We start from the raw sequence: 13,780 nt of genomic DNA on the forward strand, positions 1-13,780 counted from the left end.
TTTGGTTACTTTTGACTGGGCCGGCATTCCGGTCCTTGCAAAAGTGACCCGCCGTCAGGGCGGAACCCTAAGTAGCCATCACGAAACAACGGATATGTACACCACCAACAACCCGCCATCACAGGCAAGCCAGCTCCCACAGTCGATCGCCGGTGTTTCATAGCCACCACCGTTTCAACCTTTTTTTCACGTTGCAGTGGTTAAGCTGCGGTTCAAGGTCGTTCACTACCGTTCCACCCACATGAGCCCGCGATGTCGCCACAACCTCCATCCTCTATCGAGATCGAATTCGCCGAACGCTGTGACCGCGAGCATGCCCAGGTCTGCGGCAGCACGCGTCCGCCCGCACTGCTCAAGCGTCTGTCGGCCTGGCGCGATGAACGGTTGGTGCGCCAGGCGTTGAAAGTGGCCGGCGAGCCTGGGTTGATCCTCGACCTGGCGTGTGGCTCTGGCCGGTTCTGGCCCGTATTGGCCGAACACGTCAACCGGGTGATCCTGGCCTCGGACAATTCCCAGGACATGCTCGACCATGCGCGCACCCACCACCCGGCGGTGCTGCTCAAGCGGGTCAAAACATTCCAGGGTTCGGCGTTTTCCATCGGCCTGTCGGCCAACGCGGTGGACTGCATTTTCTGCCTGGAGTTGTTTCGTCATGTGCCCGGCAGCGACGTGCGCATGGCGTTGTTGCGCGAATTCCATCGCGTCAGCCGCGACACAGTGATCGTCTCGGTGAACTCACGCACACCGGTGGAGGACGAATTCCGCCAGGCTGGTTTCAAAGTCCTCCATCAACAGGAGTTCCTGCCGGGCTCCAAGCTGTGGCGTGTCTACGTTTTGCGTAAGAGAGGCTAACTCCTGCCTGCCGGACTATTCTCCATCTCTTGTAAGAGTTTTCATGATGGTGTGTGCACTGCGGATGCTCGCAAGTCCCTTTCGCGATATATACTGCGCGCCATTCTTCAAGGGAGAGCCGTGTGGCCATCGATATTCACTGGATCTGCGACAACGATAGCCTCGGCCAGCATTGCGCCGAATGGCAGCAGTTGCCATTCGTCGCCCTCGACACCGAATTCATGCGGGTCGACACCTTTTATCCCATTGCCGGGCTGATCCAGATCGGTGATGGCGTTCGCGCTTACCTGATCGACCCCCTGACCATCGACAACTGGCAACCCTTGGCCGCCTTGCTGGAAAACCCGGCGGTGATCAAGGTGGTGCACGCCTGCAGCGAAGACCTGGAAGTGCTGTTGCGCCTGACGGGCAGCCTGCCGGTGCCGTTGTTCGACACTCAATTGGCTGCGGCTTACCTGAACCTCGGTTTCTCCATGGGCTACTCGCGCCTGGTGCAAGCGGTGCTCGACATTGAGCTGCCCAAGGGGGAGACCCGCTCGGACTGGCTGCAGCGGCCATTGTCCGAGACGCAAGTGAGCTACGCCGCCGAAGATGCGGTGCACCTGGCCGAAGTCTATGTGCGCTTGCGCCCGCAGCTGTCGGATGACAAATACGCCTGGGTATTGGATGACGGCGCCGAACTGGTGGCCAACCTGCGCCGCGAAGTCGACCCGTATGAGGTGTACCGCGACGCCAAGCTGGCGTGGAAACTCTCGCGTGCCCAGCTCGCCGTATTGCGCGAACTCTGCGCCTGGCGCGAGCAGCAGGCCCGCGCCCGAGACCTGCCGCGCAACCGCATCATTCGCGAACACTCATTGTGGCCCCTGGCCAAATCCCAGCCGGATAACCTCGCCGCGTTGGGCAAGATCGAAGACATGCACCCGCGCACTGTGCGTCAGGATGGCCAGTTCCTGCTGGACCTGATCAAACGTGCCGGCAGTGTGTCGATGGACCAGTGGCCGCCCGCCGTGGCTGAGCCGCTGCCGGTGGACGCTGCTGCGCTGATCAAGCAACTGCGCGCCCTGGGCCAGGCCGAAGCCGAACGCCTGGAGATGGCGCCGGAACTGATGCTGCGCAAGAAAACCCTCGAAGCCCTGGTTAAAAGTGGTTACCCCGATGGGCCTTATACATTGCCAGACTCGCTGCGTGGCTGGCGCCGCGAGTTGATGGGCCAGGCGCTGCTCGACAGCCTGGCCACTGCCGGAGAACAGCCTTGAAACGTATTTGCTCTATCTATCGCAGTTTGAAAAAAGACGGGATGTACCTCTACGTGCTCAAAAGCGATGCGCTGGAGCGCGTGCCTGAGCCGTTGATGGCCGCCTTCGGCAAGGCCCATCTCGCATTCGAGATGATACTGACGCCCGAGCGCAAGTTGTCGCGCGAGGACATTACCGTGGTCCTGGAAAACCTCGACAAGCAGGGCTACCACCTGCAAATGCCGCCGGCCGAGGACGAGTACATCGAGCACTTGCCCGAAGAGCTGCTGCGCCGCAACGACCCGATGTAACCGGTCAGTGCCCCGTTCGGGGCACGTTCTTTTATGGACTCGTATTCGATGGGCGGTGGCCGTAAGGAAGCGGGCGGCCGTCTGCAGTGTTTTTGAAAGGTTTGAACCATGCGTGTTCTGATTGCTGAACAGGATCACCCGCTCTACGCCCAATTGCTGAGCGAAGCGGCCCCGGACGTTGAGGTATTGACCAGCGGCGACTCGGCCGAACTGTCGCGCCTGGCCGCCGATTGCCCGGTATGGCTGGGCCAGCCGGACCTGCTCGCCACGTTGCTGCGCCAGGGGCATAAGCCGCAATGGCTGCAATCAACTTGGGCGGGTATTACGCCGCTGCTGGCCGATGGCTTGCCGCGCGACTATCGCCTGACCCGTGCGGTTGGCATTTTTGGCCAGGTCATGGCCGAATTCGTGCTCACCTATATGCTCGGGCACGAGCGCGAAGTGCTGGCGCGGCTGGTCAGCCAGGTCGAGCGCAAGTGGGACAACCGCATGGGCCAGAGCCTGGCCGGGCGCAAGGTGCTGGTGGTTGGCACCGGCGATATCGGCCAGAGCGTTGCCGACTTCCTGGTGCCGTTTGGCGTCAAGCTCTACGGGATTGCCAGCAGTGCGCGGGAACAGGCACCGTTTATCGAAGTGGCCGGGTTGGAACAACTGAGCCGGCTGGTGGGCGAGGTGGATTATGTGATCAACCTGCTGCCCAACACCCCCGAAACCCATGATTTGTACGATGCGGCGCTGTTCAAGCAATTCAAGCCGACCGGGTTGTTTATCAACGTCGGACGCGGCGTGGCGGTGGTCGATGCCGATTTGGTCGAAGCATTAAAAGAAGGCCACCTGGCCGGCGCGGTGATCGACGTATGCCGTCAGGAGCCACTGCCGCAGCGCCATCCGTTCTGGACCGCCTGGGGCTTGCTGCTGACCGGGCACAGCTCCGCGCCGACGTCGCCGGGGATGATGGTGGAGTTGTTTGTGCAGAATCTGCGGGCTTATCAGGCCAAGGAAGCGCTGCGCGGGGAAGTCAGCTTCGAACGCGGTTACTGACACAGCACATGGCAAATGTTGTAGCTGGCTTATGTGGGAGCTGGCTTGCCTGCGATGCAGGCACCTCGGTGATTCAGGTAGACCAAGGTGATGCCATCGCAGGCAAGCCAGCTCCCACACAAGCCCTGCTCACACATTTGGGTTCTGTGTAGGGCTTACAGGCTGAAGTCACCTTCCGACACCAGCTCGCTGAGCGGCTTGCGCGGGCTCGGCGCTTCACGACCTTGCAAGTACTCAGGCAAGCTCGACTTGTCGCCCAGCTTGCCCACCGCTACGGCTGCATGCAGCGCGTAACCCTCTGGAATCTTCAGCTCCTTGCGGGTCAGCTCCTGATCGAACCCGGCCATGCCGTGGGTGTGCCAGCCGCTGAGGCTGGCTTGCAGCGCCAGGTGGCCCCAAGCCGAACCGGTGTCGAAGGTGTGCCACAAGGCCGGGGTTTCTTCGCTGGCGCCAGGCGCGGTGAAGTCGGTTTTAGAGGCGATGATTACCAGGGCCGACGCGTGTTGCGCCCAGTTACGGTTAAATTCATTCAGCAAACCGAGGAAACGCTCCCAGTTTGGCGTGTCGCGGCGCGCGTAGAGAAAGCGCCATGGCTGCGAGTTGTAGGCCGACGGCGCCCAGCGTGCGGCTTCGAAGAAACTCAGCAGCGTGTCTTGCGGGATGCTCTCGCCGGTAAAGGCACGCGGCGACCAGCGCTCGGTGAATTGGGTGTGGATCGGGTAATCGGCAACGCGTGTCATGGGCAGTTCCTGATCGTCAATTCGGCCCTCAAAGCTACTGCGCGCCCATTAGACTGACAAGTGTTGTTACACCGCCAGTCGTAAGCGCTTGGTTCCGGGAGCCTTGGGCACTAGACTGGCGGCCTTTTCACCTACCGATACTGATGTAGAGCCATGGCCGCCAAAGTCGAACCTTTCTGGATACGCAAAACCCTTGAACACCTCGACCAGGAGGAGTGGGAGTCGTTATGCGACGGCTGTGGCCTGTGCTGCCTGCAAAAGCTTGAGGATGAAGAGGACAACAGCGTCTATTACACGCGCATCGCCTGCAAACTGCTGGACCTCAAAACCTGCCAGTGCAGCGACTACGCCAACCGCCGCGCCTCGGTGCCCGATTGCATCCAGCTCACGCCGGGCCAGGCCGACCAGTTCAAATGGCTGCCGCCGACCTGCGGCTACCGCCTGGTCAGCGAACGCAAGGACCTGCCGCTGTGGCACCACTTGGTGTGTGGCGACCGCGATGCCGTGCACCATGAACGCATTTCCCAGTCCGGCCGCATGCTCGCCGAAGGCAGCGTGCCCGAAGATGACTGGGAGGATTACCTGATCTTCCGCGCGGGCTGAAAAAAGGAGTGTGTATGAGGGTGGCAACCCGGCTGGTGGCATCGTTGGTGCTGCTGGCGCTGAGCCTGCCGGCGTGGTGCGCGAAGAAAGTCGACCTCGATTATCACGTCAAGCTGCTGCCCCAGAGTGATCAGGCCGAGGTACGCGTGAGCCTGTCACAGGGCTCGGCTGTGCGCAGTCTGAACTTCGATTTGGGCCGTGACGGCGATTACAGCGACTTCAAGGCCGACGGCCAATGGCAGGTCACCGGCAGCCGTGGCCTGTGGCAACCCAGCGCCGACAAAGCCAGCCTGACTTACCGCGTGCGCCTCACCCATGCGCGTAAGGCGGGCGTTTATGAGGCGCGGATGACGCCGAGCTGGGCGCTGTTTCGCGGCGAAGACCTAGTGCCGGCTGCGCGGCTGGACCAACAGGACGGTATCGAGCTGGTGTCGCGCCTGATGTTCGAATTGCCGGCCGGCTGGAAAAGCGTCGAAACCGCCTGGCCGCGTGTCGGCAAACACAAATTCCGTATCGACAACGTGTCCCGCCTGTTCGACCGGCCTACCGGCTGGATGCTCGCGGGTAACCTCGGCAGTCGTCGGGTGCGGCTGGGTGAAACCGAAGTCACCGTGGCCTCGCCCAAGGGCCAGGCCATGCGCCGCATGGACGTGCTGACGCTGCTGACGTTCGTGTGGCCGCAAGTAGAAGCCGCGTTGCCGCGCCATCCGGCCAAGCTGTTGATCGTCGGCGCCAGCGACCCGCTGCGCCGTGGCGCTTTCGCATCGCGCGACTCGATCTACCTCAACAGCCGCACGCCGCTGATCAGCGAAAGCGGCAGCAGCGCGTTGCTGCGCGAAGTGGTGCAAGCCATTGGCCGTTTCAACGACCACGATACCAGTGACTGGATCAGCGAAGGGTTGGGCGAGTATTACGCCATTGAACTGCTACGGCGTGCCGGCGGCATTACCGATGAGCGTTATGCGGCAATCCAGACGCGCTTGGCCAAGGAAGGCAAGGGCGTGACCAGCCTGCGCGGCGATCAGGTCAACGCTGCGACCGTGGCGCGGGCGGTGCTGGTGTTGCAGGAGCTGGACCGCGAGATCCGCGTCAAGACCCACAACAAGCGCTCGCTGGATGATCTGGCACAGGCAGTGATGCGGGCGAACAGCGTTACTACGGCGGAGTTTGTGCAGTTGGCCGAGAGTGTGATTGGCGAGTCGTCGGTGGTGCTGGACAACAAATTATTGCGTTGACGCAAAACAACTGTGGGAGCTGGCTTGCCTGCGATTGCATCACCTCGGTCTACCTGAATCACCGAGGTGCCGGCATCGCAGGCAAGCCAGCTCCCACACAAGCCAGCTCCCACAGTTGATTGGGGTTGGCCGGGCTATTTAGTGGCTTTCTCTGCCGCCACTTCAGCCTTGGTCTTCAAGTTCTTCAACTCTTCGCCCGCGCGTTCGATCTTGGTACGCACGCTGTTCATTTCCTGGCGGCCTTGCTCCAGCTTGTCCTTGAGCGAGCTGTGCCCGGTCACGCCGCGCACCAGCGCCACGCCACCAAGCGCCACCTGGATCAGCCCGAAGATGCCGCCACGGCGCAGGCCTTTGCCGACCATCATCACACCGCCGGCCACCGAAAGAATGCGTTCCGACCCGTGCACGTTTTGCGCGCTTTTGGCGGCTGGTTGCAGGTGTTCGATGATAGGTCGCAGGGTTTTGCTGTCGCTCATGGTGTGTCTCCAACAAAGGCTAGTGTAAGTAGCTGACTGTTTGCAGGCGCCGGATGTTCCCGAAATATCAGTACTTAGGGCCTGAGCGGGTGTTGTTGCCCTTGGCCAAACGGTCGTAGAGCACCACATTGACGGTGGCGGCCAGGTTCATGCAGCCGGTGGTCGGGATGTACACCACGTCTTCACACCAATCGCGGATCTCTTTGTCCAGCGAGCCGTCTTCGGGGCCGAAGATGTACAGCGCGCGGTCGGGGTGCGTGTACTCGGGCAGTGGCCGGGCGCCTTCCACCAGTTCCACGGCGACCGGGATACAGCCCAGCGGCAGGATCTTTTTCAGGTCATCGATGCCGATCAGCGGAATGTCGTGGTGGACCTTCTTGGTGTCGGTGATGAAGTCCCGGGCGCGCTCGTAACGCACGCCGGTGTAAAACACCGAGGCCACGCCGTAGCAGCCGGCGGCGCGCATCACCGAGCCGACGTTTTCGGGGGATTTGGGGTTATACAGACCGATGCAGCTGTAGCGTTTATTGCCCACGGGGAAGGGTGCCTTGGAGGAAAATCGCGATTATACGGCCTTGGCGGCATGTGTTGCTTGGGCGATCGCTATCGCGGGCAAGCCCGGCTCCCACACTTGGAATGCATTCCCCTGTGGGAGCTGGCTTGCCTGCGATGAGGCCGGCACAGACAAAGAAGGGCTTCAGTCGTCCTTCTTCATCAACCCCGCCAACGCCGCAAACGGGTTGTGCGTCGCCTTGGCAATCGTCGGGCTGCTGGTGGAGCCTTCGCCGAAATACTGTTGGTCGGTGTAGCGCGAGTGTTCATTGTCGTGGCAGTACAGGCACAGCAACTCCCAGTTGGAACCGTCCTGGGGGTTGTCATCATGATTGTGGTTGCGATGGTGTACGGTCAGTTCGCTCAAGCGTTTGCCGGCAAACTCACGGGCACAGCGGCCGCACACGTGCGGGTACATCTTCAAGGCTTTGTCGCGGTAGCCCATTTCCCGGTCGCGCTGGGCATCGGCGAGGATGCGGTCCAGCTTGGCGGTGTGGGAGGGCGGGTTGGTCGAGCTCATCATGGCTCCTGGCTATTTGGGGGTTCACGGATAGGGTTGATTCTAGCCGCTCGCGCAACAAATGACTGCTGGCTTTTTCAGCGGCGGTACAGCTGCGCTTGAGCGAAGGTTTGTAGTATCGGCACATTCACTTCACAAGGATCTGAAACCTATGCGTGTGTACACATGGACCGCAGCCCTGCTGCTCAGCGTGCTGGCCGCTCAAGCCCAGGCGTTCTCCACACCCAGGCCCGGCCAGGTAATCGAGGTGGCCCTCGAGCAACTGCACCCGACCCAGGCCGTGGTGGGCTTTGACCAGATCTACTACAGCCTGGGGCTGTTCGCTGACAAACCGGCCAAGGTGTTCGATGAATACTGCGAAACCAACGGCCAGGGCGCCGCCGACAACGTGCCGAAGAAAGCCGACCTGCACCAACCCACCAGCTTTACCTGCAAGGACCCGGTGGGCACCCATCCTGATGACATGAAGACCGTGGTGGTCGGCCCCGGCGGCCAGCTGTACCTGACCGACGGTCATCACAGTTTCACCACCTTGTGGGAAGTGCCCGGCGGCGGCCCGCAGTTGAAAATGTGGGTCAAGGTGACCGATGACTTCAGCAACAGTGCCGACATGAACACCTTCTGGCAGCGCATGGAGGCGGCCCGCAAGGTCTGGCTCAAGGACAATCAAGGCCAGACCCTGCCGCCGCAGCAACTGCCTGCGCACCTGGGCTTCAAGAACCTGCAGGACGACACGTTTCGCAGCCTGGTGTATTTCACCCGCAAGGCCGCCTACGGCAAGCCGGACGATGGCACAATTGCCCCGGAATTCCTGGAGTTCTACTGGGGCAACTGGCTGCGCACACAGGTTGATTTGAAGGCGTACAACCTGAACAAAAAGGGCGGCTACAAGGACGCGATTGAAGCAGTCGCCAAGCGCATGGTCAGCCTGGCGCCGGGTTCACAGGTGGGCAGCAGCGGTTTTACTGCCAAGCAGCTCGGCGGTATGACCCAGCTGGACCAGGGTGAGCTGGACAAGACCTTCGAGAAAAAAGTGCCGTATGTGATCGATTACCGCAAATCCCGAAACTGACACAGGACCAAAATGTGGGAGCTGGCTTGCCTGCGATGCTGGCACCTCGGTGATTCAGGTAGACCGATGTGATGCAATCGCAGGCAAGCCAGCTCCCACACAAGCCCGCTCCCACATTTGGATCTATAGCGTTTGTGGGTTTGCCTCAGCCCTTGAGCTTCTCGGCAATCCAGATGGTATGCCGGGTGCCCTTGTTGCCATGGGCGAACACCTGCACTTCCTCGGCCTTGAACCCGGCTTTGCGCAGTTTGTCGCTGAACAGCTTGTCGGCGCTGGCTGACCACACAGCCAGCACGCCTTTAGGCCGCAGCGCCTTGGCACACGCGGCCAGGCCACCGGCCGAATACAGCCAACTGTTGGCTTTTTGCGTCAGGCCTTCGGGGCCGTTGTCCACATCCAGCATGATCGCGTCAAAGCCCTGGGGCTCGGCCTGCAGCACTTTGGCTACGTCTTCCATGCGGATCACCGTGCGAGGGTCCAGCAGCGGGCGGCCGGACTTTTCCCCCAGTGGGCCGCGGTTCCATTCCACGACACCGGGCACCAATTCCGCCACCACCACTTCGGCGCTCTTGCCCAAATGCTTGAGGGCCGCAGCCAAGGTAAAGCCCATGCCCAGGCCGCCGATCAATACCCGCGAACCCGGCCTGCCGGCGACTTTGCGGCAAGGAATTTCCGCCAGCGCGTCTTCGGAGCCATGCATGCGCGTGTTCATCAACTGGCCGCCGTCACCGCCCTGGATCTTGATGACAAAATCCTCGCCGTATTCGAACAGGCACAAGGCACCGCCGTTGTCGGGGATCGGAGTGGTGTCGAGCAGAACGAAACGTTTCATGGAAATCTCATTGGGAAGGGCATTCTTGCGCGGTTGGGAGTAGCCTTACGACATTCCGGTCAGGCCATGGAGCCATCGATGAAGTGCAGCATTCTAACGGTCATTGCGTTAAGCGCGCTCACATTGGGTGCGGCGCAGGCGCAAGAGGCGCAAACCGTGCCCGTGGCGCCTACGCCAACCCCCGGCGCGCCGGGCACGCCGACGCCCACTTTGTACCCGCAAGTCACCCCGCCTGTGGCGCCCAAAGCCAGCGCGAATGGTTCGCCCGCGCTGGTGCCGATTGTGTTGCCAACGCCGCCCAAGGATCAGACGGTGCCCGGCCTGCTGCAAAATGACAGCAAGCCGAAGACGCCCGGTGGTTAAAATTGCTGGGACAGTAATTGCCCGTCGGCCATGCGCAGGCGCTTGGACAAGGCAATCGCAATCGCGCGAATGATCTTGGCCGCCACTCTGGGCGCTTCGTTGAGCATTTTTTCCAGCGCATCCTTGCCCAGGTTCAACAGCACGCAGTCACTGGCGGCCACGCAACTGGCAGAGCGCCGCTCGCCGTCCAGCACGGCCATTTCGCCAAAGGCCCGGCCGCTGCGCAGGGTGGCGATGGTCAGGCGCTGGCCGCTGTGATTGGTTTTTTGCACGGCCACCTGGCCGCTGTGCAGGATGCACATGAAGGTGCCGGCATCGCCCTCGAGGAAAATCACCTCGTCGCGGGCGATGCTGCTGATATTGAAGTAGCCGGCGGCCACGTGAAAATCTTCCGGTAACAGCGGGTCGAACAGGCCGCAATCCATGAGCATGTCGCGGATTTCGTTGTTCATCAGAGTCGGTAGTGGCATAGCTGCAATCTTGGTCCATCAATCAAGTCGGGCGGTCTTGTGTTCAGACAGGACCGCCCCACTAAGTTCCTTAAACGAGGCCCAGGGCCTTGAAGACAAACCCATATTCGAGCGCTACGTCACGTAATCCCTGATAACGCCCGCTCATCCCGCCATGGCCGGCGCCAAGTTCGGTCTTGAGCAGCAACAGGTTGTGGTCGGTTTTGGTGTCGCGCAATTTGGCCACCCACTTGGCCGCTTCCCAATACTGCACGCGGCTGTCGTTATAACCGGCGATCACCAGCATGTGCGGATAAGCCTGGGCCTGGACGTTTTCGTACGGCGCGTAGGCCTTGATGCGTTCATACACCTCGGGTTCTTGCGGGTTGCCCCACTCGTCGTACTCGGTGATGGTCAGCGGCAGTTCCGGGTCGAGCATGGTGTTGAGTACGTCGACGAACGGCACTTCGGCAATCGCCGCCTGGAACAGCTCCGGGCGTTGATTGAGCACCGCGCCGATCAACAGGCCGCCGGCACTGCCGCCGCTGATAGCCAGTTGCTTGGAGGTGGTCAGCCCTTCGGCGATCAAGTGCTCGGCGCAGGCGATAAAATCGCTGAACGTGTTCTGTTTATGCGCCTGCTTGCCATTGCGATACCAGGCTTCACCCAGTTCGCCGCCGCCACGCACATGCGCGATGGCAAAGGCCACGCCGCGCTCCAGCAGGCTCAGGCGCGCATGGGAAAACCACGGGTCGAGGCTTGAACCGTAGGCGCCGTAGCCATAGAGGTACAGCGGCGTGGGTTTGCCCAACTGATCACGCTTGACCACCAGGCTGATCGGCACCTGAGTGCCATCTGCGGAAGTCACCCACAGCCGTTGGCTGACATAATCGTCGGCGTTGAACACGCCGAGAACCGGGGTTTCCTTGAGCACCACCTGCGCGCCGCTGGCCAGTTCAAGCTGACGCACCTGGGCCGGACGGTTCAGGGCTTCATAACGCAAGCGAATCTTGTCGCTGGCAAATTCCAGGCTGTTTTGTACGTACAGGCTGTAGGCGGCGTCAGGCAATTCCACGCGGTAGGCGGTCGAACCCTGCGGGTGCACTTCGATCACCGGCAAGCCGCCGATGCGCAGACTCAGGGTCATGGCGCCGGCATTGAGGGTCACGCCATCGAGCATCACCTCGTCGCTGTGGGGAATCAGGTTGTGCCATTGGTCCTCAGTCGGCGCAGTGCCAGTGTCGGCGGCGACGAACAGCGCATAGTTGATGCCGTCACGGTTGCTGCGGATAAACCAGGTCCATTGGTCATCCAGCATGCCGTGGTCAACATCGTATTCATGGTCTTCAACCCGTGGCGCCAGGCAGGTGAATGCCTGCTGCGGCTGCTCGGCGTCCAATACCCAGATTTCGCTGGTGGTCTTGCTGCCCAAAGCCAACAGCAATTGGCGCTCGGAGCTGGAACGGTAGCAGTGCAGGAAGAACCGCCCGTCGGGCTCGTGGAACACTTCCTGCGCTGCCGTGCCATCCAGGCGGTAGCGGTAAAGCTTGTGCGGGCGATGGGTGTCGTCCAGTTCACCGAAGAACAGCGTCAGGCTGTCGTTGGCCCAGGTCATGCTGCCGTCGCAGTCTTCGAACTCCAGTTCGCTGACCTTACCGGTGGCCAATTCCTTCACGTACAGGGTGTAAATCTCTTCACCGCTGGTGTCGAGGCTGTAGGCCAGGCGCAGGTGGTCGGGGCTGATGCTGAATGCGCCGAGGGAGAAGAAGCCGCCGTTGGCCAGCACGTTCGGGTCCAGCAGCAGTTCTTCGCTGCTTTCGTCCACCGTGTTGCTGTCATCCGCCGGGCGACGGCAGCGGTAGTGGCGGGCGTATTCATCACCGGCGGTGGTGCGCGTGTAATACAGGTACGGGCCCCATGGCGAAGGCAACGACAGGTCGGTTTCCAGGATGCGGCCCTTGATCTCTTCGAACAGGCTTTCACGCAGGGCTTTCTGGTCGGCGAGCTGGGCTTCCTGCCAGGCGTTTTCGGCTTTGAGGTAATCGAGCACTTCAGGTGTGTCACGTTCTTGCAGCCAGGCGTACGGGTCGGGGCCTTGGGCCTTGCGGGCGATCGGGGCGGTCGATAGGGGCATGGATCACTCTCTGTCTGGCGGATGGTGGCAGGCATTGCAGCCGAGACACGCAAAAGCCGTTATCATAGCCGCCTCTTTGCCAGCCTTGCCATGGACACCATGACCGAGAACGACTATCTGACCGCTTGGGGCCTTTACGCCTTCGCCGCTTTGGGCTGCCTGTTGGTGTGGTGGCGCATGACCCGCTGGATCTGGCGCTGGCTGCGCGAACCGCTGCAATTGCTGATGGCGGTGTTGCTGTTCAGCCCGACCATCGTCGACCCGGTCAAGACCCAGTTTGCGCCAGCCGTGGCCATTACCGCCCTGGACCTGGTGCTGCATGTGGGCAATAACGCCTGGCGGGCCATCTCCGACCTGTTCATGTACACGATGATCGCGTTTGGCGTGTATATCGTGTTCGTGCTGATCCGCTGGCCCATTGAACGTGCCGCCAACGCCCGTCGTGAGCGCAAGGCCGCCGCCGACGCCGCACTGGCCGCCGAGCCGGTAGACGAGGACGACGAGCCGTTCCGTCGCCCGGCGCCTGCCGGCAACCTGCGGGTTGAGCCGCGCCTTTAACGTTGTAAGCCCTGCAGCGAGAGCCCTGGCATGTGTGAATTATTGGGCATGAGTGCCAACGTCCCCACCGATATCGTGTTCAGCTTTACCGGGCTGATGCAGCGGGGCGGGCGCACCGGCCCCCACCGCGACGGTTGGGGTATTGCGTTTTACGAAGGCCGTGGCCTGCGGCTGTTCCAGGACCCGGCCGCGAGCAGCGAGTCGGAAGTCGCGCTGCTGGTGCAGCGTTACCCAATCAAAAGTGAAGTGGTGATCGGCCATATCCGCCAGGCCAATGTGGGCAAGGTGAGCCTGGCCAACACGCACCCGTTTGTGCGCGAACTGTGGGGCCGCAACTGGTGCTTTGCGCATAACGGCCAATTGGCCGATTTTAACCCGCGCGCCACTTTCTACCGGCCGGTGGGCGATACCGACAGCGAAGCGGCGTTCTGTGACCTGCTCAATCGCGTGCGCGAAGCCTTCCCCGAGCCTGTCGACATCGAGCAAGTGCTGCCGGACCTGATCGCCGCCTGCGCCGAATACCGCAGCAAAGGCGTGTTCAACTGCCTGCTCAGCGACGGTGACTGGCTGTTTTGCTACTGCTCGACCAAACTGGCACAGATCACCCGGCGCGCACCGTTTGGCCCGGCGCGCCTGAAAGATGTCGACGTGATCGTCGATTTTCAGGCCGAAACCACGCCCAATGACGTGGTTACGGTGATCGCTACCGAACCCTTGACCGACAATGAAAACTGGACCCGCTACGAACCGGGCCAATGGAGCCTGTGGCGACGTGGTGAATGCGTCAGCCAAGGCGTTACCGAGTAA

Annotated in this window: 17 protein-coding genes; 10 read left to right on the plus strand and 7 right to left on the minus strand. The window is 61.5% G+C overall.

The features are described from left to right. Positions 1-252: 252 nt before the first annotated feature. The 4 genes from K0H48_RS14125 (at position 253) to K0H48_RS14140 (ending at position 3,439) form a co-directional block, all read left to right on the plus strand. Positions 253-852, plus strand: a complete 600-nt coding sequence (locus tag K0H48_RS14125) for a class I SAM-dependent methyltransferase (protein WP_219267972.1) — start codon at positions 253-255, stop codon at positions 850-852. Positions 853-974: 122 nt separating this feature from the next. Next, positions 975-2,108: a ribonuclease D gene (gene rnd / locus K0H48_RS14130; RefSeq protein ID WP_219267973.1), complete on the plus strand. Its 1,134-nt coding sequence runs from the start codon at positions 975-977 to the stop codon at positions 2,106-2,108. Next, a complete protein-coding gene (locus tag K0H48_RS14135; RefSeq protein ID WP_056857316.1) occupies positions 2,105-2,398 on the plus strand; it encodes a YcgL domain-containing protein in 294 nt (97 codons plus the stop codon). Before rnd ends, K0H48_RS14135 begins: the two co-directional genes overlap by 4 nt. A 108-nt stretch (positions 2,399-2,506) precedes the next feature. After that, a complete protein-coding gene (locus K0H48_RS14140; RefSeq protein ID WP_219267974.1) occupies positions 2,507-3,439 on the plus strand; it encodes a D-2-hydroxyacid dehydrogenase in 933 nt (310 codons plus the stop codon). Between the two features lie 155 nt (positions 3,440-3,594). Here K0H48_RS14140 and K0H48_RS14145 read toward each other — a convergent pair whose 3' ends face one another. Further along, positions 3,595-4,179 carry a nitroreductase family protein gene (locus K0H48_RS14145; RefSeq protein ID WP_219267975.1) on the minus strand — a complete coding sequence of 195 codons (585 nt, stop codon included), beginning with the start codon at positions 4,177-4,179 and terminating at the stop codon, positions 3,595-3,597. Positions 4,180-4,332: 153 nt separating this feature from the next. Here K0H48_RS14145 and K0H48_RS14150 point away from each other — a divergent pair, with 153 nt between their 5' ends. Further along, positions 4,333-4,782 (plus strand): YcgN family cysteine cluster protein, encoded by a 450-nt coding sequence (locus K0H48_RS14150; protein WP_138816255.1) that lies wholly within the window; start codon positions 4,333-4,335, stop codon positions 4,780-4,782. 14 nt (positions 4,783-4,796) lie between these two features. After that, positions 4,797-6,017, plus strand: a complete 1,221-nt coding sequence (locus K0H48_RS14155; protein WP_219267976.1) for a hypothetical protein — start codon at positions 4,797-4,799, stop codon at positions 6,015-6,017. A 134-nt stretch (positions 6,018-6,151) separates the two neighbouring features. Here the strand turns inward: K0H48_RS14155 and K0H48_RS14160 are convergent, their stop codons facing one another. From K0H48_RS14160 to K0H48_RS14170, 3 genes are all read right to left on the minus strand, one after another. Further along, on the minus strand, positions 6,152-6,493 hold the full coding sequence (locus K0H48_RS14160) for a DUF2892 domain-containing protein (protein WP_219267977.1): 342 nt from the start codon (positions 6,491-6,493) through the stop codon (positions 6,152-6,154). 67 nt (positions 6,494-6,560) lie between these two features. Then, on the minus strand, positions 6,561-7,028 hold the full coding sequence (locus tag K0H48_RS14165) for an RNA methyltransferase (RefSeq protein ID WP_003189607.1): 468 nt from the start codon (positions 7,026-7,028) through the stop codon (positions 6,561-6,563). 162 nt (positions 7,029-7,190) lie between these two features. Further along, positions 7,191-7,565: a YajD family HNH nuclease gene (locus K0H48_RS14170; protein WP_003210675.1), complete on the minus strand. Its 375-nt coding sequence runs from the start codon at positions 7,563-7,565 to the stop codon at positions 7,191-7,193. Between the two features lie 151 nt (positions 7,566-7,716). Here K0H48_RS14170 and K0H48_RS14175 point away from each other — a divergent pair, with 151 nt between their 5' ends. Next, positions 7,717-8,637 carry a ParB/Srx family N-terminal domain-containing protein gene (locus K0H48_RS14175; RefSeq protein ID WP_219267978.1) on the plus strand — a complete coding sequence of 307 codons (921 nt, stop codon included), beginning with the start codon at positions 7,717-7,719 and terminating at the stop codon, positions 8,635-8,637. 145 nt (positions 8,638-8,782) lie between these two features. Here K0H48_RS14175 and K0H48_RS14180 read toward each other — a convergent pair whose 3' ends face one another. After that, positions 8,783-9,469 carry a spermidine synthase gene (locus K0H48_RS14180; RefSeq protein ID WP_056857309.1) on the minus strand — a complete coding sequence of 229 codons (687 nt, stop codon included), beginning with the start codon at positions 9,467-9,469 and terminating at the stop codon, positions 8,783-8,785. 78 nt (positions 9,470-9,547) lie between these two features. Here K0H48_RS14180 and K0H48_RS14185 point away from each other — a divergent pair, with 78 nt between their 5' ends. Then, positions 9,548-9,832: a hypothetical protein gene (locus K0H48_RS14185; protein WP_138816252.1), complete on the plus strand. Its 285-nt coding sequence runs from the start codon at positions 9,548-9,550 to the stop codon at positions 9,830-9,832. On the opposite strand, the gene K0H48_RS14190 is transcribed toward K0H48_RS14185, so the two are convergent. Both K0H48_RS14190 and K0H48_RS14195 read right to left on the minus strand, forming a co-directional pair. Beyond that, positions 9,829-10,302, minus strand: coding sequence for a cyclic nucleotide-binding domain-containing protein (locus K0H48_RS14190; RefSeq protein ID WP_065929158.1), 474 nt, complete (start codon positions 10,300-10,302; stop codon positions 9,829-9,831). The genes K0H48_RS14185 and K0H48_RS14190 overlap by 4 nt on opposite strands. A gap of 70 nt (positions 10,303-10,372) precedes the next feature. Further along, entirely contained in the window at positions 10,373-12,415 is a 2,043-nt protein-coding gene (locus K0H48_RS14195; protein WP_219267979.1) for a S9 family peptidase, read from the minus strand. 21 nt (positions 12,416-12,436) lie between these two features. On the opposite strand from K0H48_RS14195, the gene K0H48_RS14200 reads away from it, so the two are divergent. Next, the gene (locus K0H48_RS14200; RefSeq protein WP_063611647.1) at positions 12,437-12,973 is read left to right on the plus strand and encodes a hypothetical protein; all 537 of its coding nucleotides are present in this window, start codon (positions 12,437-12,439) and stop codon (positions 12,971-12,973) included. Positions 12,974-13,003: 30 nt separating this feature from the next. After that, positions 13,004-13,780 carry a class II glutamine amidotransferase gene (locus K0H48_RS14205; RefSeq protein WP_003189615.1) on the plus strand — a complete coding sequence of 259 codons (777 nt, stop codon included), beginning with the start codon at positions 13,004-13,006 and terminating at the stop codon, positions 13,778-13,780.

Origin of the sequence: Pseudomonas sp. Xaverov 259 (assembly GCF_019352915.1) — a bacterium.
Taxonomy (GTDB): Bacteria; Pseudomonadota; Gammaproteobacteria; order Pseudomonadales; family Pseudomonadaceae; genus Aquipseudomonas.

Bases quoted from the DNA above. Each gene is read 5' to 3' on its own strand.
- K0H48_RS14190 (WP_065929158.1), bottom strand. From the start codon at position 10,302: ATGCCACTACCGACTCTGATGAACAACGAAATCCGCGACATGCTCATG.
- K0H48_RS14170 (WP_003210675.1), bottom strand. From the start codon at position 7,565: ATGAGCTCGACCAACCCGCCCTCCCACACCGCCAAGCTGGACCGCATC.
- K0H48_RS14200 (WP_063611647.1), top strand. From the start codon at position 12,437: ATGGTGGCAGGCATTGCAGCCGAGACACGCAAAAGCCGTTATCATAGC.
- K0H48_RS14125 (WP_219267972.1), top strand. From the start codon at position 253: ATGTCGCCACAACCTCCATCCTCTATCGAGATCGAATTCGCCGAACGC.
- K0H48_RS14145 (WP_219267975.1), bottom strand. From the start codon at position 4,179: ATGACACGCGTTGCCGATTACCCGATCCACACCCAATTCACCGAGCGC.
- K0H48_RS14180 (WP_056857309.1), bottom strand. From the start codon at position 9,469: ATGAAACGTTTCGTTCTGCTCGACACCACTCCGATCCCCGACAACGGC.
- K0H48_RS14185 (WP_138816252.1), top strand. From the start codon at position 9,548: ATGAAGTGCAGCATTCTAACGGTCATTGCGTTAAGCGCGCTCACATTG.
- K0H48_RS14155 (WP_219267976.1), top strand. From the start codon at position 4,797: ATGAGGGTGGCAACCCGGCTGGTGGCATCGTTGGTGCTGCTGGCGCTG.
- K0H48_RS14205 (WP_003189615.1), top strand. From the start codon at position 13,004: ATGTGTGAATTATTGGGCATGAGTGCCAACGTCCCCACCGATATCGTG.
- K0H48_RS14160 (WP_219267977.1), bottom strand. From the start codon at position 6,493: ATGAGCGACAGCAAAACCCTGCGACCTATCATCGAACACCTGCAACCA.
- K0H48_RS14150 (WP_138816255.1), top strand. From the start codon at position 4,333: ATGGCCGCCAAAGTCGAACCTTTCTGGATACGCAAAACCCTTGAACAC.
- K0H48_RS14175 (WP_219267978.1), top strand. From the start codon at position 7,717: ATGCGTGTGTACACATGGACCGCAGCCCTGCTGCTCAGCGTGCTGGCC.
- K0H48_RS14140 (WP_219267974.1), top strand. From the start codon at position 2,507: ATGCGTGTTCTGATTGCTGAACAGGATCACCCGCTCTACGCCCAATTG.
- K0H48_RS14195 (WP_219267979.1), bottom strand. From the start codon at position 12,415: ATGCCCCTATCGACCGCCCCGATCGCCCGCAAGGCCCAAGGCCCCGAC.